The sequence below is a fragment of the Shinella sp. G-2 genome (genome assembly GCF_050172695.1).
In the GTDB taxonomy this organism is placed as follows: domain Bacteria; phylum Pseudomonadota; class Alphaproteobacteria; order Rhizobiales; family Rhizobiaceae; genus Shinella.
Genome location: NZ_JBBEYH010000005.1, coordinates 176371 through 194836, shown reverse-complemented (window position 1 = coordinate 194836; position 18466 = coordinate 176371). Strand labels below are relative to the sequence as shown.

Annotated in this window: 21 protein-coding genes; 13 read left to right on the top strand and 8 right to left on the bottom strand. The window is 66.6% G+C overall.

Annotation, left to right across the window (positions count from 1 at the left end; genetic code table 11):
- Positions 1–65: 65 nt before the first annotated feature.
- The 4 genes from moaB to V8U06_RS11745 form a co-directional block, all read right to left on the bottom strand.
- A complete protein-coding gene (gene moaB, locus V8U06_RS11760; RefSeq protein WP_427140762.1) occupies positions 66–614 on the bottom strand; it encodes a molybdenum cofactor biosynthesis protein B in 549 nt (182 codons plus the stop codon).
- Complete coding sequence (locus tag V8U06_RS11755) at positions 601–1497, bottom strand: 4-(cytidine 5'-diphospho)-2-C-methyl-D-erythritol kinase (RefSeq protein WP_427140761.1); 897 nt, start codon at positions 1495–1497, stop codon at positions 601–603. The genes moaB and V8U06_RS11755 overlap by 14 nt, the downstream gene beginning before the upstream one ends.
- Positions 1498–1501: 4 nt before the next feature.
- Positions 1502–3343, bottom strand: a complete 1842-nt coding sequence (locus V8U06_RS11750) for a tetratricopeptide repeat protein (RefSeq protein ID WP_427140760.1) — start codon at positions 3341–3343, stop codon at positions 1502–1504.
- Between the two features lie 163 nt (positions 3344–3506).
- Positions 3507–4523 (bottom strand): polyprenyl synthetase family protein, encoded by a 1017-nt coding sequence (locus V8U06_RS11745; protein ID WP_427140759.1) that lies wholly within the window; start codon positions 4521–4523, stop codon positions 3507–3509.
- A gap of 108 nt (positions 4524–4631) precedes the next feature.
- Here V8U06_RS11745 and V8U06_RS11740 point away from each other — a divergent pair, with 108 nt between their 5' ends.
- From V8U06_RS11740 to V8U06_RS11700, 9 genes are all read left to right on the top strand, one after another.
- Positions 4632–4853, top strand: coding sequence for a DUF2007 domain-containing protein (locus V8U06_RS11740; RefSeq protein ID WP_226920145.1), 222 nt, complete (start codon positions 4632–4634; stop codon positions 4851–4853).
- A 232-nt stretch (positions 4854–5085) separates the two neighbouring features.
- Entirely contained in the window at positions 5086–5862 is a 777-nt protein-coding gene (locus V8U06_RS11735) for a tRNA1(Val) (adenine(37)-N6)-methyltransferase (protein ID WP_427140758.1), read from the top strand.
- A gap of 49 nt (positions 5863–5911) precedes the next feature.
- Positions 5912–6175 carry a CopG family ribbon-helix-helix protein gene (locus tag V8U06_RS11730; RefSeq protein WP_427140757.1) on the top strand — a complete coding sequence of 88 codons (264 nt, stop codon included), beginning with the start codon at positions 5912–5914 and terminating at the stop codon, positions 6173–6175.
- The gene (locus V8U06_RS11725) at positions 6175–6495 is read left to right on the top strand and encodes a type II toxin-antitoxin system RelE/ParE family toxin (protein ID WP_427140756.1); all 321 of its coding nucleotides are present in this window, start codon (positions 6175–6177) and stop codon (positions 6493–6495) included. Before V8U06_RS11730 ends, V8U06_RS11725 begins: the two co-directional genes overlap by 1 nt.
- A gap of 63 nt (positions 6496–6558) precedes the next feature.
- A complete protein-coding gene (locus tag V8U06_RS11720; RefSeq protein WP_427140755.1) occupies positions 6559–7434 on the top strand; it encodes a S49 family peptidase in 876 nt (291 codons plus the stop codon).
- Positions 7435–7492: 58 nt separating this feature from the next.
- Entirely contained in the window at positions 7493–7684 is a 192-nt protein-coding gene (locus V8U06_RS11715; RefSeq protein ID WP_226920142.1) for a hypothetical protein, read from the top strand.
- A 200-nt stretch (positions 7685–7884) separates the two neighbouring features.
- Positions 7885–8955: a dTDP-glucose 4,6-dehydratase gene (locus tag V8U06_RS11710; protein WP_427140754.1), complete on the top strand. Its 1071-nt coding sequence runs from the start codon at positions 7885–7887 to the stop codon at positions 8953–8955.
- Between the two features lie 295 nt (positions 8956–9250).
- Entirely contained in the window at positions 9251–10213 is a 963-nt protein-coding gene (locus V8U06_RS11705) for a glycine--tRNA ligase subunit alpha (protein ID WP_371826625.1), read from the top strand.
- Between the two features lies 1 nt (position 10214).
- Positions 10215–10760 (top strand): AAA family ATPase, encoded by a 546-nt coding sequence (locus tag V8U06_RS11700; protein ID WP_427140753.1) that lies wholly within the window; start codon positions 10215–10217, stop codon positions 10758–10760.
- Positions 10761–10764: 4 nt separating this feature from the next.
- On the opposite strand, the gene V8U06_RS11695 is transcribed toward V8U06_RS11700, so the two are convergent.
- Positions 10765–10962 (bottom strand): hypothetical protein, encoded by a 198-nt coding sequence (locus V8U06_RS11695; RefSeq protein ID WP_226920139.1) that lies wholly within the window; start codon positions 10960–10962, stop codon positions 10765–10767.
- A gap of 192 nt (positions 10963–11154) precedes the next feature.
- Between V8U06_RS11695 and V8U06_RS11690 the strand changes: the two genes are divergently transcribed.
- Together V8U06_RS11690 and V8U06_RS11685 are read left to right on the top strand one after the other, a co-directional pair.
- Complete coding sequence (locus V8U06_RS11690) at positions 11155–11703, top strand: LemA family protein (protein ID WP_226920138.1); 549 nt, start codon at positions 11155–11157, stop codon at positions 11701–11703.
- A 14-nt stretch (positions 11704–11717) separates the two neighbouring features.
- The gene (locus V8U06_RS11685; protein ID WP_427140752.1) at positions 11718–13658 is read left to right on the top strand and encodes a DUF2207 domain-containing protein; all 1941 of its coding nucleotides are present in this window, start codon (positions 11718–11720) and stop codon (positions 13656–13658) included.
- On the opposite strand, the gene V8U06_RS11680 is transcribed toward V8U06_RS11685, so the two are convergent.
- Positions 13659–14753, bottom strand: coding sequence for a glycoside hydrolase family 25 protein (locus V8U06_RS11680; protein WP_427140751.1), 1095 nt, complete (start codon positions 14751–14753; stop codon positions 13659–13661). It lies immediately after the preceding gene.
- Positions 14754–14917: 164 nt separating this feature from the next.
- Between V8U06_RS11680 and V8U06_RS11675 the strand changes: the two genes are divergently transcribed.
- Entirely contained in the window at positions 14918–15463 is a 546-nt protein-coding gene (locus V8U06_RS11675) for a BA14K family protein (RefSeq protein WP_427140750.1), read from the top strand.
- A gap of 9 nt (positions 15464–15472) precedes the next feature.
- Here V8U06_RS11675 and V8U06_RS11670 read toward each other — a convergent pair whose 3' ends face one another.
- The gene (locus V8U06_RS11670) at positions 15473–16033 is read right to left on the bottom strand and encodes a GNAT family N-acetyltransferase (protein WP_427140749.1); all 561 of its coding nucleotides are present in this window, start codon (positions 16031–16033) and stop codon (positions 15473–15475) included.
- Complete coding sequence (locus V8U06_RS11665) at positions 16026–16460, bottom strand: GNAT family acetyltransferase (RefSeq protein ID WP_427140748.1); 435 nt, start codon at positions 16458–16460, stop codon at positions 16026–16028. Before V8U06_RS11665 ends, V8U06_RS11670 begins: the two co-directional genes overlap by 8 nt.
- Before the next feature lie 185 nt (positions 16461–16645).
- Here V8U06_RS11665 and V8U06_RS11660 point away from each other — a divergent pair, with 185 nt between their 5' ends.
- Positions 16646–18418, top strand: coding sequence for an acyl-CoA dehydrogenase (locus tag V8U06_RS11660; RefSeq protein WP_427140747.1), 1773 nt, complete (start codon positions 16646–16648; stop codon positions 18416–18418).
- Positions 18419–18466: the final 48 nt, after the last annotated feature.

The following is an 18466-nucleotide window of genomic DNA, read 5'->3' as shown; positions in this document are numbered from 1 at the left end:
CCGAAAAGACAAACGAAAACAAAAGAATTCAGAGCATGTCTGGTTCAATATGAACCTGACATGCTCTAACCCGCCGAGCGCTTCAGGTGCTCGTCGAGACGCGGCATGATTTCCACGAAATTGCAGGGCATGTGACGATAGTCGAGCTGCGCCTTGAGGATGCCGTCCCAGGCGTCCTTGCAGGCGCCGGGTGAGCCCGGCAGCACGAAGACGAAGGTGGCGTTGAGCACGCCGCCCGTCGCGCGTGACTGGATCGTCGACGTGCCGATCTTGTCGTAGGAGATGCGGTGGAAGACTTCCGAAAAGCCGTCCATGCGTTTCTCGAAGATCGGTTCCAGCGCTTCCGGCGTCACGTCGCGGCCGGTGAAGCCCGTGCCGCCCGTCGTGATGACCACGTCGACGGCGGCATCGCGCGTCCAGGTCTCGACCTGCGCGCGGATGGCGCTGACGTCGTCCTTGACGATGGCGCGTGCGGCAAGGCGGTGGCCGGCCTCCGCGATGCGGGCGACGAGCGTATCGCCGGATTTGTCGGTCTCGGGCGTGCGTGTGTCGGAGACGGTCAGCACAGCGATGCCGACGGGAAGGAAGGGTCTCGTTTCGTCAATGCGCGCCATCGGTCGCTCCCAGCGTGGTGGTGGCGGCGAAGAACCAGTGCGGATGGCGCTGCGAGAGCGTGGCCGCCGCAGCCCTTGCCGCGTCCTCCGCTGGATATAGCGCGAAGCAGGTCGCGCCGGAACCGGACATGCGCACGACGCGCGCATTGGTCGCGGCGAGCGCCTCGGCAATACGGGAAATCTCCGGGCAAAGCTGTCGGGCGGGCGGCTCGAGATCGTTGCGCAGCGTCGCGATGGCCGCCAGCCAGTCGGCGGGTGCGGCGGGAAGGGCAAGCGGCGGATTGTTTCGCGAGGCGAGCGCCTTGAAGACGGCCGGCGTCGAGACGCCGACGAGCGGATTGGCGAGCACCATGGAAAGCGCCGGCAGGGCGAGGGGGGTGATGTCCTCGCCGACGCCGCGGGCAACCAGCGGCCGGCCGGCAAGGCACATCGGCACGTCCGCGCCGAGGCTGAGCGCGATGGCGGCAAGCGTTTCCTCCGGCAGGTCCGCCTGCCAGAGCGCACCGAGCGCGCGCAGGGTCGCCGCCGCATCGGCCGAGCCGCCGCCGATGCCGGAGGCGATGGGCAGGTTCTTTTCGAGATGGATGTGCACGGGCGGCGCGGCCTGCCCGCTGCCGGCAAGGGCGGCGCGCAGGCGATCACGGGCGCGGGTGACGAGATTGTCGGCGTCTGCGGAAAGCCCGTCGGAGAACCGGCCGGAAAGCGTGAAGCGGTCTTCGCGCGACGGCGACAGCGCGAGGCGGTCGCCGAAGGCGGTGAAGGTCACGAGACTGTCGAGAAGGTGATAACCGTCCTCGCGCCGGCCGGTGACGGCGAGCGCGAGGTTGATCTTGGCGGGCGCCCGCTCGATGCGGGCGAAACCCGAAAGGCTGTCCGCCGGCATCGGGTCAGGACTTGCGGTCTGCCGCCTTGCCTTCCGGCGAGGTGTTCTGCACCGGCTTGTCTTCCTTGGCCTCGGCAGAGGCCGGCTCGGACTTCTTCAGTTCCGGCAGGCCGTTTTCGATCTTCAGCTTGATCTTCGGGATTTCCGCCTCTTCCGGCTTCAGGCCGAGCGCGCGGTTCCACTGGAAGGTGGCTTCGAGCTTGCGGCCGACGCGCCAGTAGGCATCGCCCAGGTGATCATTGATCGTCGGATCGCCGGCCTTCAGTTCGGCCGCGCGTTCCAGTTCGGCCACCGCGTCATCGAAACGGCTCATGCGGAAATAGGCCCAGCCGAGCGAATCCACGATATAGCCGTCATCCGGCTTGAGGCTCACGGCCTTGCGGATCATGTCGAGCCCCTGGTCGAGGTTCATGTTCATGTCCACCCAGGAATAGCCGAGATAGTTCAGCACCTGCGGCTGGTCCGGATTCAGCTCCAGCGCCTTGCGGAAGTTCGGCTCGGCCTTGTCCCATTCCTTCAGACGCTCATAGGCGATGCCGCGCTGGAAGAAGATGCTCCAGTGGTTGCGGGCCGGCACCGAGCCGATGACCGCCACGGCCTTGTCGTAGAGCGTGCCCGCCGCGCGGAAGTCCTTGGCGTCGGAATAGACGCTGCCCAGCGCCAGATAGGAACGCAGGTCCGACGGGTCGGCGTCGATCAGCGCCTGGAGGTGCTTCTTGGCCTCTTCCACCTTGCCGGCGTCGGCAAGGTTGAGGCCGAGCTGCAGCTCGGAAATGCGCCGCATCGGCGATTTCTCCGGCACTGCGCGGTAATATTCGATGGCCTGGTCGGCCTTCTTCTGGTTCTCGGCAAGACCGCCGAGCAGCACCAGCACGTCGTCGCTGTCGGGGTCGAGCGCGCGGGCGACCTGGAGATAGAGCGTGACGATGTCTTCGGCGCCCTCGCGGTTGAGCGCGCCGCCGATGGAGAAGAGCACGGCGGCCGCGCCCTGGGCGGCGGTGCGCACCTGCTGCTCCTGCTTGTCGCCGGCCTCGATGCTCTGGCGCAGCGCCTTCAGCGGGGCGTAGCTGCTGATGAAGTTGTCGCCGACCGCGATGGCGTCGAGCGCCTTCTGCTTGTTGCCGTCGCGCGCTTCCAGGCGCGCCAGCGCCATCACGGCGCGCAGGAACGTATCCGGCGCGGCGCTGGCGCCGTTGCGGTCGAGGATCGCCTCGTTCAGCCGGGCGCGCGCCGTCGTCTTGTCACCGGCGGCAGCGGCCAGCGCCCCGGCATGGTAGTTCTTGAAGATGGCGAGCCATTCGGGCCCTTCCATGCCGCTGATGAGCTTCAGCGCGTCCTTGGGCTTGCCGTCGCCGAACTTGGCCCAGGCGAGCAGCAGGTCGTTCATCATGCGGTCGAGGTCGTTCGGGCCCTTGTAGACGAGGATCCGCTCGGCGGTCTTGTATTCGCGCTTGCGGATCGCCTCCATGCCGCGCACGACCGAGGTGATGCGCTCGACGGCCGCGTCGTTCTTCAGGACGTCGGCGAACTTGACGCCTTCCTCGAAGTCGCCGTTCATCAGCTGCGTCACCATCAGGCGCTGCTTGACGTCGGCATTGGTGGGGTCGAACTGCAGGGCGATCTTGTAGAGCGCGACGGCGGTCTCGTAATCCTTGTCGAAGTCCGCCGTGCGGGCGGCAAGGAACGCGCCGGAGAAGGTGTTGACGCTCAGGGGATCGAACGGCGTTTCCTCGGCGGCGGCCGCTGCGGGCTTTTCCTCCGCGTAGGCCGCGAGAGGTCCGGTGAGCGCAAGACTGGCCGCCAGCGCCACGCCGGAAAGAAGCCGAAGGAAAAGGGAATGCCGCATCAAAATGCCTCTCGCCTGAAAGTATGAAGTTCGCCCCGGAGGCCGAACGTGGCAGGTCCTGCCACGATGGCGCCCAAATCAGTCACGGACTCATGACGGCAGAGAATGGCTTTTTTGGCGCGGTGCGGCAAGAAAATCCTGCCGCGCCGGCTCGGCTTTCCGGTCAGCTGACGCGGGCGATGCAGAAGTCGATGACTTCCAGAAGCGCATTCTTCCACGGCGTCGCCGGCAGCGGGGCGAGCGCGTCGCGGGCAATGGTGCCGTAGTGCTGGGCGCGGGCGATGGTGTCCGTCAAGCCGCCATAGCGGGTGATGAGGCCGAGCGCGCGTTCGAGATTGGCGTCGTCGCTCTGGCCGCCTTCGATGGCCTCGCGCCAGAAAGCCCGGTCTTCCGCCGTGCCGCGGCGCCAGGACAGGATGACCGGCAGGGTGATCTTGCCTTCGCGGAAGTCGTCGCCGGTGTTCTTGCCGAGATCGGCCGCCTTGCCGCCATAGTCCAGCGCGTCGTCAACGAGCTGGAAGGCAAGGCCCAGATTCATGCCGTAGGACTTCAGCGCGTTGCGCTCGGCCTTGCTGGTATTGGCGATGATCGGGCCGACTTCGGCGGCGGCGGCAAAGAGCGCGGCCGTCTTGGCGCGGATGACCTGGAGATAGTCGTCCTCGGTCGTCTCCATGTTCTTGGCGACGGAGAGCTGCAGCACTTCGCCTTCGGCGATGACGGTGGCGGCGGTGGAGAGCACGTCGAGCGCCTCCAGCGAACCGACCTCGACCATCATCTTGAAGGCCTGGCCGAGCAGGAAGTCGCCGACCAGCACGCTCGCCTGGTTGCCCCAGATCATGCGCGCGGTGGATTTGCCGCGGCGAAGGTCGCTCTCGTCCACCACGTCGTCATGCAGCAGCGTCGCCGTGTGCATGAACTCGACGGCCGTGGCGAGCTTGATGTGCTGGTCGCCGTCATAGCCGAACATGGAGGCGGCCGCGAGCGTCAGCATGGGACGCAGGCGCTTGCCGCCGGAGGAGATCAGGTGGTTGGCCACCTCCGGGATCATCTGCACGTCCGAGCCGGCCTTCGACAGGATGAGCTGGTTCACCCGTTCCATATCGGCCTTGGTCAGGTCGACGAGCGGCTTTACCGACGCCTGTTTGTTTTTGCCTTCTTCAAGCGGTATCACGACGCCCAAATGCCCGGACTCCTGTTCATTCCTGTTGAAAGACAATAGAAAGCGGGGCCATCTGCGGCAAGAGGCGAATTGTCCCGCCTCCGGAATTATGGCTGGAAAACGACCGGAATGATCGAACTGATCCGCACCAACGACGCCGTCCTGCTCTCCTTCGCGGAAAGCCTGATGAAGGAGGCCGGCATCCACTGCCTCATCGCCGACCAGGGCATGAGCATACTGGAGGGCTCGCTCGGCATGCTGCCGCGCCGGTTTCTCGTGGAAAGCGACCGCGAGGACGAGGCGCGCCGCATCCTGACGGATGCCGGGCTCGCGGCGGAGCTGCGGCCGTGAACGGGATGGTTCTTGCCGAGACGTCCGCGGCCGGAATGCCCCCCTCTGCCCCTTGGTCGATCTCCCCCGCGAGGGGGGAGATCGACCAAGGGGATAGGCTTTCCATCCCCTTCGACGGTGGCGCAGGCCGGAGCATGCCCTCCTTCCAATCTCCCCCCGTGAGGGGGGGATGCCCGGCAGGGCAGAGGGGGGTAAGCCACGCGCTTCACGTCTCCGGTAAGGCGCCCCGCCCATGAGCGTCACCGAAACCGTCGACGCCTTCCATTACGGCCGCTTCCATCTCGTCCAGCCGAAGGGCATCGGCCATCGCTCCGGCATGGACGCCATGCTGCTCGCCGCGCTGGTGGCGGGCGAGGGGCCGATGCGTGTCGCCGATCTCGGTGCGGGGGCGGGCGCCGCCGGCCTTGCCGTTGCCGCGCGCATCGAAAAGGCCGAGGTGCTGCTGGTCGAACGCGTGCCGCTGATGGCCGGCTTTGCCCGCAAGACGCTGGCGCTGCCCGCAAACGCCGCCTTCGCTTCCCGTGTTTCCGTGCTGGAGGCGGACGTCTCGCTTTCCGGCAAGGCGCGCATCGCGGCGGGGCTTGCGGACGACGTCTACGATCACGTCATCATGAACCCGCCCTTCAACGACCGCGTCGACAGCCGCACGCCCGATGCCCTGAAGGCCGAGGCCCATGCCATGGAACACGATCTCTTCGAACGCTGGATCAAGACCGCCGGCGCCATCATGAAGCCGGGCGGCCAGCTCTCGCTGATCGCTCGCCCGCAATCGATCGCCGAGATCATCGCCGCCTGCGGTCGCCGCTTCGGCGGCATCGAGATCACCGCCCTCCATGCGCGCGACGGAGAAAGCGCGCTGCGCATCCTCGTCACCGCCATCAAGGGCGCGCGCACCCGGCTCGCCCTGCGCATGCCGCTCGTCATGCACGCGCCCGGCCAGCACGATTTCACGCCCTTCGTCGACGATCTCAACAACGGCCGTGCCGCCTATCCCCGCCTGCCGCGTTGACAAATGTGCGATAATCGAAGAATCTGTATTACAAAATACGGGGTTTTTCATGGAAAAACAAAGAAATTTGTCCGACCCGATTGCGCTCCGCCTCCCCAGTGACGTCCTGGCCGGGATTGAGGCGATCGCGCGCGTTTCCGGCCGGTCCCGCAGTTGGGTCATGGTGCGGGCGATGAAGGCCTATCTGGCGGGTGAAGGGCAGGAGGTCCTGGAGATCGATCAGGCGCGCCAGGCCGCCGCGCAAGACGGCGCGGTGGCGTTGGACGATCTGCTGGCCGATCTGGACGACAGTCTGCCGGGCAACGCGGCGTGATGCGCCGGGTTCTGTTCGCGCCGCCGGCCAGAGCCTTCATCGAACAGGAAATGCGCTATCTGCGGGTTCGTCATCCCGTAGTGGCTGGGGCGTTTCGCGCAAGCGTCGCGCGCCTCGGCAAGCAGCTTTCGCGGTTTCCCCATTCCGGTTTCCTGCGGCAGGATATTCCCTTGAGCGGCATCTATCGCATTGTTCTCGGCGATTATCGCGTGGACTACGAGCTGGTCGATGACGCTGTTCTCGTTCTTCTGGTGCGCCATGGCCGGCAGGCCGAGCCAGGTATCCCAATCGATGACGACACCGATTACGAGGTGCCGTGATCTTGCGTTTTGCCTCGCCATGCATACATCAGCCGGGCAACGAAACAGGAGGCAAGGTGTACGATGGCCGGATTTTTGAAGAGGCTGGTGCCGAAGAAGTTCCGCAAGGAAGGCATCGTCGTTCCGGTCGTGCGGCTGCACGGGGCCATCATGGCGAACGGCAGCCAGTTCCGCCCGCCGCTGAACCTTGCCACCGCCGCGCCGGCGCTTGAAAAGGCCTTTTCCTACAAGGACGCGCCCGCCGTCGCCATTTCCATCAATTCGCCCGGCGGCTCGCCGGTGCAGTCGCGGCTGATCTTCCAGCGCATCCGCGACCTTGCGGCCGAGAAGAACAAGCATGTGCTCGTCTTCGTCGAGGACGTCGCGGCCTCCGGCGGCTACATGATCGCGCTGGCCGGCGACGAGATCTTCGCCGACCCGACCTCCATCGTCGGCTCCATCGGGGTCGTCTCAGGCGGTTTCGGTTTCCCCGAACTCCTGAAGAAGATCGGCGTCGAGCGCCGCGTCTATACGGCCGGCAGCAACAAGGCGATCCTCGATCCCTTCCAGCCGGAGCGGGAAAACGAGATCGACTATCTGAAATCCCTCCAGCTCGAAATCCACGCGGTCTTCATCGACATGGTCAAGGCGCGCCGCGGCGGCCGGCTGGCCGATGACCCGGATCTCTTCTCCGGTCTGTTCTGGACCGGCACGCGCGGCCGCGCGCTCGGCCTGGTCGATGGCCTCTCCGACATGCGCTCGGAGCTGAAGCGACGCTATGGACCGACGACGCGCCTCGAACTCGTCGCCGCGCCGAAGGGCCTCTTCGGTCGCAAGACGCCCGGTATCGGGGGGCTTTCCGGCGACATGGCGGAGCGTATAGGCTCGGCCGGCGTGGCGGCGGTGGCCGGCCTGGCGGAGGAAAAGGCGCTCTGGGGCCGTTACGGCCTTTCCGGATAGGGCGCCGGCACAACGAGAATGCACGAACAAGAATAAAGAAGACATTGGGGGAGGGGCGATGGCCCAGATCATCTTTCTGCTGCTGGTCGTCGGCCTTGCCTGGTTCGGCTACCGCAAATTCGTGGCCGATGCCGAGCGGCTGAGCCGGCTGCGCAAGCGCGCCGACGAGGAGCGCCGCACCGGCGCGACGGGCACGCTCGTCAAGGATCCCGAGACCGGCGAATATCGCGTGCGCCGCGACGAGGAGTAGCGTTGCGGCACGGTTGCGTGCCGGCGCGAACGCCTTGAAATACCGCCTTTTGTGCCGTTTCGGCACATTAACCACGCCCCGTAAGGTTAATGCCGGATTTACGAGGGGCTATCATTGCGCCCGCGCGCAGGAGGGATGATCTGTCAGGCAGAAGGGTCGCACGAGGCGGCCCGTGACGTGCCTGCTGAACGGAGTATCCCATGGCCTCGCTCGATCTCGACCGTATCCGCACCATCGTCGTGACGGGCGGCGCGGGCTTCGTCGGTTCGCATATCGTCGACGACCTTCTGGCCCATTGCCCGAATGCCCGCATCCGCGTGCTCGACGCTTTCACCTATGCCGCCGACATGTCCCATCTCGACGCCGCCTTCCGCTCCGGCCGCGTGACGCTGCAGGAGGGTGACGTCGGCAATCTCGATCTGGTGACCGAGATGCTGAAGGACGCCGACCTCGTGGTGCATGCGGCCGGCGAAAGCCATGTCGAGCGCGCCTTCTCCGTGCCGGAACGGTTCACGGTGGCCAATGCGCTCGGCACGCAGGTTCTGGTGGAGGCGATGGGCCGCCGCCGCGTGCCGCTGATGATCCATGTCAGCTCGGCGGAAGTCTACGGTGCCGGCGCCGGTCAGGCGGTGGGCGAATTGGCGCCGCTCCTGCCCGACAATCCCTACGGCGCCTCCAAGGCGGCCGCCGAAATGCTGATCGCCGGTCTCACGCGTTCCTTCGATCTCGATATCCGCGTGCTGCGCCCGGTCAACATCGTCGGCACGCGCCAGAACACCGAGAAGCTGCTGCCGCTCTTCCTCGAACTGGCCGCCGTCGGCCGGCCGCTGCCGGTGCATGGCAATGGCGCGCAGACCCGCGCCTTCGTCACCATGGCGGATTTCTGCTCGGCGCTGCGCGCGGTCGTCACGCGCGGCACGGCGAACGCCACCTACAATGTCGCCGGCGAGGAGGTCTATGACGTGCTCTCCATCGCGCGCATGGTGCTCGATGCGGTGCAGGATCCGATTTCCGGCGTCAGCTTCACCAATGGCCGGCCGGAAAATGCAAGCCGCCCGCCGCTCGACACCACGGCGCTGCAGGCGCTCGGCTGGCGCGCCCGCGGCACGCTCGTCCGCGAATTGCCGATGCTGGCCGCCTGGTATGGCGCCCGCGTTCCCGGCGGCGCCCGCCGCCGCCTCGCCCAGGTGCCCGACCTTGCGCCCCAGCGCGTGCAGGCCGTCACGCAGGCCGCCGGCTCCGGGCTCTTCCGCTCGCTGGAGCGGCATTGAGCGCGCCCATAACGTAGCCTGATTTTTCGCTGCACCCCCCTCTGCCCTGCCGGGCATCTACCCCTCAAGGGGGGAGATCGGCAAAAGGCAATGACGGTACCTGACCTGGGACGTCAGGGAGAGGGGGAGACGGTGCTCCATCCAATCTCCCCCCGTGAGGGGGAGATGCCCGGCAGGGCAGAGGGGGGTACGGCGCGGCACGCCCGAACGGCACCAGCCTCCCGAAACCCTTGACCCATCTGGCGCATCGTGGCACCAGTCCGCCAGCTTTCAAAGAATGCCCGGACCCACGCCGATGACCTCTGCCGCCCTGCCTGACCACATGAATCCGACCCGCTCCTTCCAGGGGCTGATCCTGACGCTGCACAATTACTGGGCGGACAAGGGCTGCGCGGTGCTGCAGCCCTACGATATGGAAGTCGGCGCCGGCACGTTCCATCCGGCGACCACGCTGCGCGCGCTCGGCCCCCGTCCGTGGCGCGCCGCCTATGTGCAGCCCTCGCGCCGCCCTTCGGATGGCCGCTACGGCGAGAACCCGAACCGCCTGCAGCACTACTACCAGTATCAGGTCATCCTGAAGCCGAACCCGTCGAACCTGCAGGAACTCTATCTCGGTTCGCTCGCCGCCATCGGCCTCGATCCGCTGCTGCATGACGTGCGCTTCGTGGAAGACGACTGGGAAAGCCCGACGCTCGGCGCCTGGGGCCTCGGCTGGGAATGCTGGTGCGACGGCATGGAAGTCTCGCAGTTCACCTATTTCCAGCAGGTCTGCGGCATCGAATGCGCGCCCGTCGCGGGCGAGTTGACCTACGGTCTCGAGCGCCTCGCCATGTATGTGCAGGGCGTCGACAATGTCTACGACCTCAATTTCAACGGCCGCGAGGGCGACGAGAAGATCACCTATGGCGATGTCTTCCTGCAGGCCGAGCAGGAATATTCCCGCCATAACTTCGAGTTTGCCGATACCGCCATGCTGCACCGGCACTTCATCGACGCGGAGAAGGAATGCCAGGCGCTGCTCGCCGCCGGGGCGCCGGGCGATGCGGACAACCAGCGTCTGCACAAATGCGTGCTGCCGGCCTATGACCAGTGCATCAAGGCCTCGCATGTCTTCAACCTGCTCGATGCGCGCGGCGTCATCTCCGTCACCGAGCGCCAGAGCTATATCCTGCGCGTGCGCACGCTGGCCAAGGCCTGCGGCGAGGCCTTCCTGCTGACCGATGCCGGCGGCGTGAACTGGGCCAAGGACGCCGCCTGACATGGCGGCCGTGCCCGACCTGATCGTTCACATCAACGGTTGGCCGGGCACGGGAAAGCTGACGATCGGCCGCCTTCTGGCCGATCGCCTCGGCGCAAGGCTTCTCGACAATCACACGATGATCAATCCGGCGGAGGCGCTGTTTTCCCGCGCCGATCCCCTGAACCGGTCGCTGCGTGAGGCCGTGCGCGGCGCGGTCTTCGACCATCTGTCGCGCGTGCCGCCCGGCAGCAGCTACGTCTTCACCGACGCGCTTTCGGACGACGCGGCGGACCAGAAAACCTTCGAATGGTACTTCGACCTCGCGCGAGCGCGCGGCGCGCGCCTTGCCGCCGTCGTGCTCGACTGCGATCTCGACGAGAACCGCCGCCGGCTCGTCGCGGGCGAGCGGGCCGGCCATCGCAAGCTCGTCGATCTCTCGGTGCTGGAGGGCCTGCGCGCCCGTCACCGCCTGCTGCGCGCCCCAGCCGATATCCGCTTTGAACTGGATGTCACGGCGCTTGCCGCCGAGGAGGCCGCGCGCGTGATTGCCGGCCGTCTCGCCTGACGGTTCAGGCCTGGGCGGAAACCGTCACGCCGAGTTCCCAGACGGGCTTCAGGGTGGGGAAGGAACCGGTCGGAAGCTGGCCGGCATAGGTCTGGAGGGCCCGGCGCACACCCGTCGGACGTTCGACCGCAGCGCCCGTGGCATAGGCGAGGAAGAGGGCGGTGAAACCGATGACATTGATGGTGAGGGCGAGGGCTTTCATGACGGTTGCTTCAAGGTTCGTGTTGTCGATGAAGCGACTATCGGGCAAAGCGGTCCGCGGCGCGGTTCCCCCGGTGACATCCGGAGAGCGGGCCGGGCAGCCCTTGACGGCGGACCTATCGCCATGGGGGCTTTCCAGCCGCCGCACGAATGTTAATCTCCCGCCAAACGCCAAGAAGGAGCGGAGACTTTCATGATCGGTCTGGGTATTGCGGCAGCGGTCGTCCTCTATGCCATCGTCGTCTATAACGGCCTGGTGCGCGCACGGCAGATGAAGGAGGAGGCCTGGTCCGGCATCGACGTGCAGCTGAAGCGCCGCGCCGACCTGATCCCCAATCTCCTGGAGACCGTTAAGGGCTATGCCGCCCATGAGCGGGAGACGCTGGAAAAGGTCGTCGAACTGCGCAACCGCGCCCAGGCGGTGCCGGCGGGCGATGTCGCCGGCCGCGCCGCGGCGGAAGGCATGCTGAGCCAGGCGCTCGGCCGCATCTTCGCACTCGCCGAGGCCTATCCGGACCTCAAGGCCAACCAGAATTTCGCCGAGCTGCAGCAGACGCTGGAGACCATCGAGGGCGAAATCCAGATGTCGCGGCGCTACTACAACGGCGCGGCGCGTGATCTCAACGTGAAGGTCGAGAGTTTCCCTTCCAATCTTCTGGCGAACCTCTTCAAATTCGTGAAGGCGCCCTATTTCGAGATCGAGAACCCGGCCGACCGGGCCGTGCCGACCGTGAAATTCTAGATCTGGAGTCCCTCATGCCGCGGATCGCCGCCCTCCTGGCGCTATGGCTCTGCCTCCTCGTCGGGGGCGGGGCGCGGGCGGAAGAATATTTCGACCGCTACCATTCCGACATCGCGGTGGCGAAGAACGGCACGCTGACGGTGACGGAGGCGATCCGCGTCTATGCCGAAGGCAACCAGATCCGCCGCGGCGTCTACCGGGACTTCCCGCTGACCTTCAAGGATGCCGAAGGGCGCGAGAAGGAGGTGGGCTTCAAGGTGCTCAGCGTCGAACGCGACGGCCGGCCGGAGCCCTACCGCACCGAGACGATCCGCGGCGGCATCCGCATCTACTTCGGTTCGTCCGACGTGCTGCTCGATCCCGGTTTCCACCAGTATCGCCTCTCCTACGAGACGACGCGGCAGATCCGCTTCTTCGACACCCATGACGAACTGTTCTGGAACGTCACCGGCACGCAATGGGCCTTTCCCATCTACCGGGCAAGCGCCACGGTTACCCTGCCGCCGGGCGTCGAGGCGCAGGAACTCACCTATTTCACGGGCGCCTATGGCGTCACGGACAGGAATGCGCGGGCGGAAAACCGCGGCAACACGGCCTTCTTCGAGACGACACGCGAACTCGGCCCGCAGGAGGGCCTGACGATCGGCGTCAAGATGCCTGCCGGCAGCATCGACAAGCCGACGGCGGCGGAAGAGCGCGCGCTGTTCTTCAAGGACAACCGCAACCTCATCCTGGCGCTTGGCGGCCTCGTTCTCGTCGTCGGCTATTATCTCTGGGCCTGGCTTTCGGTCGGCCGCGATCCGCCGCGCGGCGTCGTCGTGCCGCGCTGGGATGCGCCGGAGGGCATGTCGCCGGCGCTCGTCAACTATATCGACGAGAAGGGCTTCGGCGGGCAGGGCTGGACGGCCATCTCCGCCTCCTTCCTCAATCTCGCGGTCAAGGGTCTGGTGGAACTCAACGACCTCAAGACGTCGATCACCGCCACCCGCACCAACAAGCCGGTCGACACCCCGCTGCCGACCGGCGAAGCGACGCTGCTGGCCGCGCTTCCCACCACCGGCAGCCTCTTCGTCATCCAGAAATCCAACGGCAAGCGCGTGCAGAAGCTCGGCGGGGATTTCCGCGATGCGATGGAGAAGGAACACCGGCGCAAATACTACCTCGCCAACTGGCCGCAGGTCTTCGGCGGCATCGTGCTTTCGCTCGCCTGCCTCGCCGCGCTGGTCTTTCTCGGCTCGCTGCCCGAGGAGGGCATTGTGCTCGTCATCCTGCCCGTCTTCGCCTCGGTCTTCGTGGCGATCTTCTCGCTGGTGCTGGGGCAGAATTTCCGGCGGGCGAAATCGCTCGGCGCGCGCATCGCCGCCGTCGTCATCATCGCCTTCGTCGGCTTCGTCTTCCTGACGGTCTTTGGCGGCATCGGCATCACGCTGTTCGCCACCGGCGCGGCGGCCGGCCATCTGCCGCTCTTTGCCGCCATCGGCGGCATCGTGGTGGCGAACCTCGTCTTCTTCTTCCTGATGGGGGCGCCGACGCCGCTCGGCCGCAAGATGATGGACGGCATCGAGGGGCTGCGCCAATACCTGACGCTCGCCGAAAAGGACCGCATGAACATGGCCGGCGCGCCCGAAATGTCGCCGCGCCATTTTGAAACCCTGCTGCCCTATGCGGTGGCGCTCGGCGTGGAAAAGCCGTGGTCGCAGACCTTCGACCGCTGGCTGCTGACCGCCGCGGCCGCCGGCGCCGCGGCCGCCTACCAGCCGGGCTGGTATCACGGCGACAGCTTCTCGTCGGGCAACTTCTCCGACCGGGTCGGCGGCTTTGCCGGCTCGATGGCGGACACGATGACCTCGTCGCTGCCAGATCCGCCGAAAAGCTCATCCTCCGGCTTCTCATCGAGCGGGGGCGGCGGCTTCTCGGGCGGCGGTGGCGGCGGCGGTGGTGGCGGCGGCTGGTAGTCAGAAATCCTGATAGTTCAGCGGCGTGACCTCGACCATGCTGCGGCCGGGCGTTGCCGTGGCCGCGCCCGTCACGGCAAGGCCGGTGCCGACGGAAGCCGAGACGCTGACGGCGAAGCTGCCGGTGGCGCTGGAGGCGAGCGTGATCGCTCCTGCCGTCTGCGCCGCCGCGCCGGTGGATGCCAGGGCCTCGCCCGTCGCCTTCAGCGCGCCGGAGGCGGGAATGGAGGCGGTGAGCATGTCGTCCACCGGCTCGAAGGGCTTTTCCGGCAGCAGGCTGCCGAAGGCCCAGACGGCTTTCAGCTCGGCCCGGCTCATCGGCGCGACATTGACGTCGATGTCGTTTTCCGCGCCCTTCACCCGGTAGGGGCAGCGCCGCTTGGAACAGTTGACGGCGGCGGAGAACTGCCAGAGCGCGTAATTGTCCCAGTTGCCCATGGGGAAGCTGCCGGCAATGCCCGGCTTGTAGCGGGCATACCAGAGCGGCAGGCGCGAAAGGATGCGATACGTGTCGCGGTTGGCGGCGATGTAGCGGGCCGTGGCATGGTTGGTGTAGAGCACCGGATAGCGGCCGGTGCGCGTCTTCACATGGCCGGCAAAGACCTGCGCATCCGCAAGCGACATGTAGTTGTCGGGATCGATGCCCTCGATATCCAGCACCATCATCTCGTCGGCCTGCGGCTCGGCATAGTCGAGGAAATGATTGGCCTGGTCGACGGGGTTGCCGGGCCGGGCCAGGTGATAGGCGCCCCAGAGCAGACCCTTGGAGCGGGCGAGCAGCCGGCGCGTCTGGTAGAGTTCGCGGCTCACGGCATATTTGCGCCACATGGTCTTGCAGTGCGCGACCGTGTCGCCGCCATGCTCGCCCTTGCAGCTATAGCTTTCCGGCAGCCCGTCCGAGGCTTTCGAGATGAAGCCGGCGATGCGCTTGTCGGACAGCATGTCCGACCAGTCGATCTCGTTCAGCTCATAGGCATCGATGACGATGGCGTTGTCGGTCTTGCGCCACGGCTCCAGATCGGCCGCAGCGGCCGGCAGGGGCAGGGTCGCGGCGAGAAAAAGGGCGCCAAGGCCGAAAAGCTGCTTCGAAGTCATGCACGCTCCTTTGCGAATCGCTGGTCCTCCGCAAGCGGCGATGGTGCGGCCGGCATGGTTAACGAAGCGCTAAACCGGTCCCTTGCCGCAACGGGCGCCTTGCGGAACAATTGCCGCCGCCTCGCGTTGTCGTGTCAAACCGCTCACCATCAGGGAGAAGCGCCATGAGACTGTCCAGCAAATGCCTCGTCGTTGCCTTGTCGGCGCTGTTCGCCGTCACACCCGTCGTTCCCGTCAGCGCGACGCCGCTGCCGGTTGTGAAGGTGGAGCCCGCAGGTGGCGGAACCGACATTCAGCTCGTCCGCGACGGCGATCCGCGCTGGTATCTGCGCCGCCAGTGGCGTGGCCCCATTCGCGGAGAAAAGGAATGGTACGGCGACAGCGCGCAGCGCGAACGCTGGGCCGAACGACGCTGGGATGGCCGTCGCTGGGACCGCCGGCACGGCTATCGCGACGGCTGGTATCGCGGCCATCGCGGATACCGTTACGCACGGCCCGGTTACCGCCGCCATGACAATGGCTTCTGGTTCCCACTTGCCGCCTTCGGTGCCGGCGCCATCATCGGCGGCGCCATTGCAAACGACCGCAGCTATGGCGGCGGTACGCATGTAAGCTGGTGCGCCAACCGCTACCGGTCCTACAGGGCCTACGACAATACGTTCCAGCCCTATGGCGGCCCGCGCCGCCAGTGCATCTCGCCCTATCGCTAGGCGAGCGGATCAGCGCACGCGCGCATAGAGAAAGCTGTCGCGTGGTTCGGCGGAAAGATTGGGGTGCAGCGTGTAACGGCGCAGCACCCCTTCGCGCGTCATGCCGGCCTTTTCCATGACGCGGGCCGAGGCGCCGTTCTCCACGTCGCAGGTCGCCTCGGCGCGGAAGATGGCGGGATGGGCAAGCGCATTCTCCACCACCCATCGCACCACCTCGCTCGCCACGCCCTGGCCCCAATGGTCACGGCGCACCAGCCAGCCATAGGAAACCCGCGTTCCCGAAAGGCGCGGATGCACCATGCCGATCAAACTATGGGGTGACGTGCGCGGACTGATGACCGCCGGAAAGCTGGTGCCGCCGCGCCATTCCTGATCCGCGCGGCGGACAAGGTCGCGGGCCTGTGACACGTCGGCATGCGGCCGCCAGGTCAGATAGCGCGTGACATCGGGGTCGCGGCACCATCCCGCAAAGATCGCCTCCGCATCCGCGGCGCGGACACGCCGGACGAGAAAGCGGTCGGTCGAAAACGCCTCCGGCAGCCGGTAGGCATCGGCCGCGGGTCTATGCATGGTCCGGGCCTCGGCGAAGCAGCTTGCTCATGCTGATCCGCGGTTCGACGCGGTAGCCGGACGTCTCGTAGAACGCGACCGTCGCCGCATTCGATTCGACCACCTGCAGGTTCACCTTGATGCAGCCGAGCGCCGCGAGGCGCCGTTCGGCCTCGCGCAACAGGTCCTGCCCGATCCCGAGCGCCCGGTGCGACTTCAGCACGGCGATGCGCGAAATCCATCCGCGATGGCCCTCATAGCCGGCCATGACGGAGCCGATCACCCGGTTTTCATCGAGGGCGACCAGCATCAGCTCGGGCTGGAAGCGCATCTTCTCCGCAATGGCGGCGGCGGCGTCGTTCCAGGGCGTATCCTCGGGGAAGGCCTCCTGCCAGAGCGCCTCGACGCCGGAGAAATGCTCGTTTTCATAGGTCGTTATGCGCGCCATCGCCGATCGGATTCCGCTCTTCCGTGAGATCGCCGGCAGAATGGAGCATCGCATCGGGGGCGGCAAGGCAGGCCGTCGCCTGTTTCGTGTGGAAGGGCATCGCGAACATTGACGTTTACGTAAAAATCAATAATCTTGCCGCACGAGCTGCCCCGCCCGTCTGGGGCACGATGAGGAGGATAGAGATGTACAAGGCGCCGGTCGAGGAGATTGCGTTCACGCTGAAGCATGTGGCAGGGCTGACGCCCGCGCTGGATGGCGGCCATCTGGGCGACCTGACCGACGACCTCGTCGATGCCATCCTCTCCGAGGCCGGGCGCTTCGCGACGGAAGAGGTCGCCCCGCTCGCCGAGATCGGCGACAGGCAGGGCGCGCGCCTTGCCGACGGCAAGGTCTCCATGCCCGATGGCTGGCCGGCGCTCTACAAGGCCTGGGCGGAAGGCGGCTGGAATTCGCTGACGGCATCGCCCGATTTCGGCGGGCAGGGCCTGCCGCACATGCTGCATGTCGCCGCGCTTGAAATGTGGAACAGCGGCTCGATGGCCTTCGCCATCGGCCCGACGCTGACCATCGGCGCCATCGAGGCCCTGACGACGCACGGCTCCGACCACCTCAAGACCACCTATCTGCCGAAGATGGTGTCGGGCGAATGGATGGGCTCGATGAACCTCACCGAACCCCATGCCGGTTCGGACCTCGGCGTGATGAAGACCCGCGCCGAGCGCCGCGACGACGGCACCTACCGCCTCTTCGGCCAGAAGATCTTCATCACCTATGGCGAACACGATTTCACCGACAACATCGTGCATCTGGTGCTCGCCCGCCTGCCGGACGCGCCCGCCGGCACGCGCGGCATCTCGCTCTTTCTCGTGCCGAAGTTCCTCGTCAATGCGGATGGCTCGCTCGGCGTGCGCAACGACGCCTATTGCCATTCCATCGAGCACAAGCTCGGCATTCACGGTTCGCCGACCTGCACCATGATCTATGGCGACGGCCGCTTCGGCGATGAAGCCGGCGCCATCGGCTGGCTGATCGGCGAGGAGAACCGCGGCCTTGCCTGCATGTTCACCATGATGAACAACGCCCGCCTTGCCGTGGGCATGCAGGGCGTCGCCATCGCCGAGGCCGCGACGCAGAAGGCCATCGCCTATGCCAGGGACCGCACGCAGGGCAAGGCGCCCGGCTGGCAGGGCTCCGGCATGAGCCCGATCATCGAGCACCCCGACGTCGCCCGCATGCTGCTGACCATGAAGGTGCTGACCCAGGGCGCCCGCGCCATCACCTATGCCTGCGCCCACGCCGTCGACCTCTCGCATGGCGATGATGCCAGGCACTGGGCCGAGCGCGCCAGCCTGCTCACCCCCATCGCCAAGAGCTTTGCCACCGATGCCGGCGTCGACGTCGCTTCGCTCGGCGTGCAGGTGCATGGCGGCATGGGCTTCATCGAGGAGACGGGCGCGGCCCGCCTCTATCGCGACGCCCGCATCGCGCCGATCTACGAAGGCACCAACGGCATCCAGGCCATCGACCTCGTGACGCGCAAGCTGCCGCTTTCGGACGGCAACCATGTACGCGGCTTCATCGCCGAACTGCGCGACATTGCCGCCAAGGCCCGCGCCGCCAATGCCCCGGCGCTCGGCGAGACCGGCGACCGGCTGGAGGCCAGCATCGCCGATCTCGAAACGGCGACCGAATGGCTGCTCGCCACGCTCGCCGAAGGCCGTCAGGCCGAGGCGCTCGCCGGCGCGACGCCCTATCAGCGCCTCTTCGGCCTCGTTCTGACCGGCGCCTATCTCGCCAAGGGCGCGCTTGCCGATGGCGGCGACGGCCGCAACGGCGAACGCGCCGCGCTCTGCCGCTTTGCCGCGGAAAACGTCATCGGCGAGACGGCGGCGCTGAAGGACCGGGTGATGTCGGGCGCGGCGAGCCTGGAAGCGGCGCGCGCCGTGCTCGGCTGACATCGACGCTGCCCTGCACCCTGGCGCTCTTGCGAAACGGGAGCGCGG

What these genes read in the sequence shown, in the direction of transcription:
- V8U06_RS11690 (WP_226920138.1), top strand. Translation starts at nt 11,155, where the DNA reads ATGATCGGTCTGGGTATTGCGGCAGCGGTCGTCCTCTATGCCATCGTC.
- V8U06_RS11740 (WP_226920145.1), top strand. Translation starts at nt 4,632, where the DNA reads ATGATCGAACTGATCCGCACCAACGACGCCGTCCTGCTCTCCTTCGCG.
- V8U06_RS11675 (WP_427140750.1), top strand. Translation starts at nt 14,918, where the DNA reads ATGAGACTGTCCAGCAAATGCCTCGTCGTTGCCTTGTCGGCGCTGTTC.
- moaB (WP_427140762.1), bottom strand. Translation starts at nt 614, where the DNA reads ATGGCGCGCATTGACGAAACGAGACCCTTCCTTCCCGTCGGCATCGCT.
- V8U06_RS11735 (WP_427140758.1), top strand. Translation starts at nt 5,086, where the DNA reads ATGAGCGTCACCGAAACCGTCGACGCCTTCCATTACGGCCGCTTCCAT.
- V8U06_RS11660 (WP_427140747.1), top strand. Translation starts at nt 16,646, where the DNA reads ATGTACAAGGCGCCGGTCGAGGAGATTGCGTTCACGCTGAAGCATGTG.
- V8U06_RS11730 (WP_427140757.1), top strand. Translation starts at nt 5,912, where the DNA reads ATGGAAAAACAAAGAAATTTGTCCGACCCGATTGCGCTCCGCCTCCCC.
- V8U06_RS11705 (WP_371826625.1), top strand. Translation starts at nt 9,251, where the DNA reads ATGACCTCTGCCGCCCTGCCTGACCACATGAATCCGACCCGCTCCTTC.
- V8U06_RS11680 (WP_427140751.1), bottom strand. Translation starts at nt 14,753, where the DNA reads ATGACTTCGAAGCAGCTTTTCGGCCTTGGCGCCCTTTTTCTCGCCGCG.
- V8U06_RS11755 (WP_427140761.1), bottom strand. Translation starts at nt 1,497, where the DNA reads ATGCCGGCGGACAGCCTTTCGGGTTTCGCCCGCATCGAGCGGGCGCCC.
- V8U06_RS11670 (WP_427140749.1), bottom strand. Translation starts at nt 16,033, where the DNA reads ATGCATAGACCCGCGGCCGATGCCTACCGGCTGCCGGAGGCGTTTTCG.
- V8U06_RS11710 (WP_427140754.1), top strand. Translation starts at nt 7,885, where the DNA reads ATGGCCTCGCTCGATCTCGACCGTATCCGCACCATCGTCGTGACGGGC.
- V8U06_RS11700 (WP_427140753.1), top strand. Translation starts at nt 10,215, where the DNA reads ATGGCGGCCGTGCCCGACCTGATCGTTCACATCAACGGTTGGCCGGGC.
- V8U06_RS11715 (WP_226920142.1), top strand. Translation starts at nt 7,493, where the DNA reads ATGGCCCAGATCATCTTTCTGCTGCTGGTCGTCGGCCTTGCCTGGTTC.
- V8U06_RS11725 (WP_427140756.1), top strand. Translation starts at nt 6,175, where the DNA reads ATGCGCCGGGTTCTGTTCGCGCCGCCGGCCAGAGCCTTCATCGAACAG.
- V8U06_RS11750 (WP_427140760.1), bottom strand. Translation starts at nt 3,343, where the DNA reads ATGCGGCATTCCCTTTTCCTTCGGCTTCTTTCCGGCGTGGCGCTGGCG.
- V8U06_RS11665 (WP_427140748.1), bottom strand. Translation starts at nt 16,460, where the DNA reads ATGGCGCGCATAACGACCTATGAAAACGAGCATTTCTCCGGCGTCGAG.
- V8U06_RS11720 (WP_427140755.1), top strand. Translation starts at nt 6,559, where the DNA reads ATGGCCGGATTTTTGAAGAGGCTGGTGCCGAAGAAGTTCCGCAAGGAA.
- V8U06_RS11695 (WP_226920139.1), bottom strand. Translation starts at nt 10,962, where the DNA reads ATGAAAGCCCTCGCCCTCACCATCAATGTCATCGGTTTCACCGCCCTC.
- V8U06_RS11685 (WP_427140752.1), top strand. Translation starts at nt 11,718, where the DNA reads ATGCCGCGGATCGCCGCCCTCCTGGCGCTATGGCTCTGCCTCCTCGTC.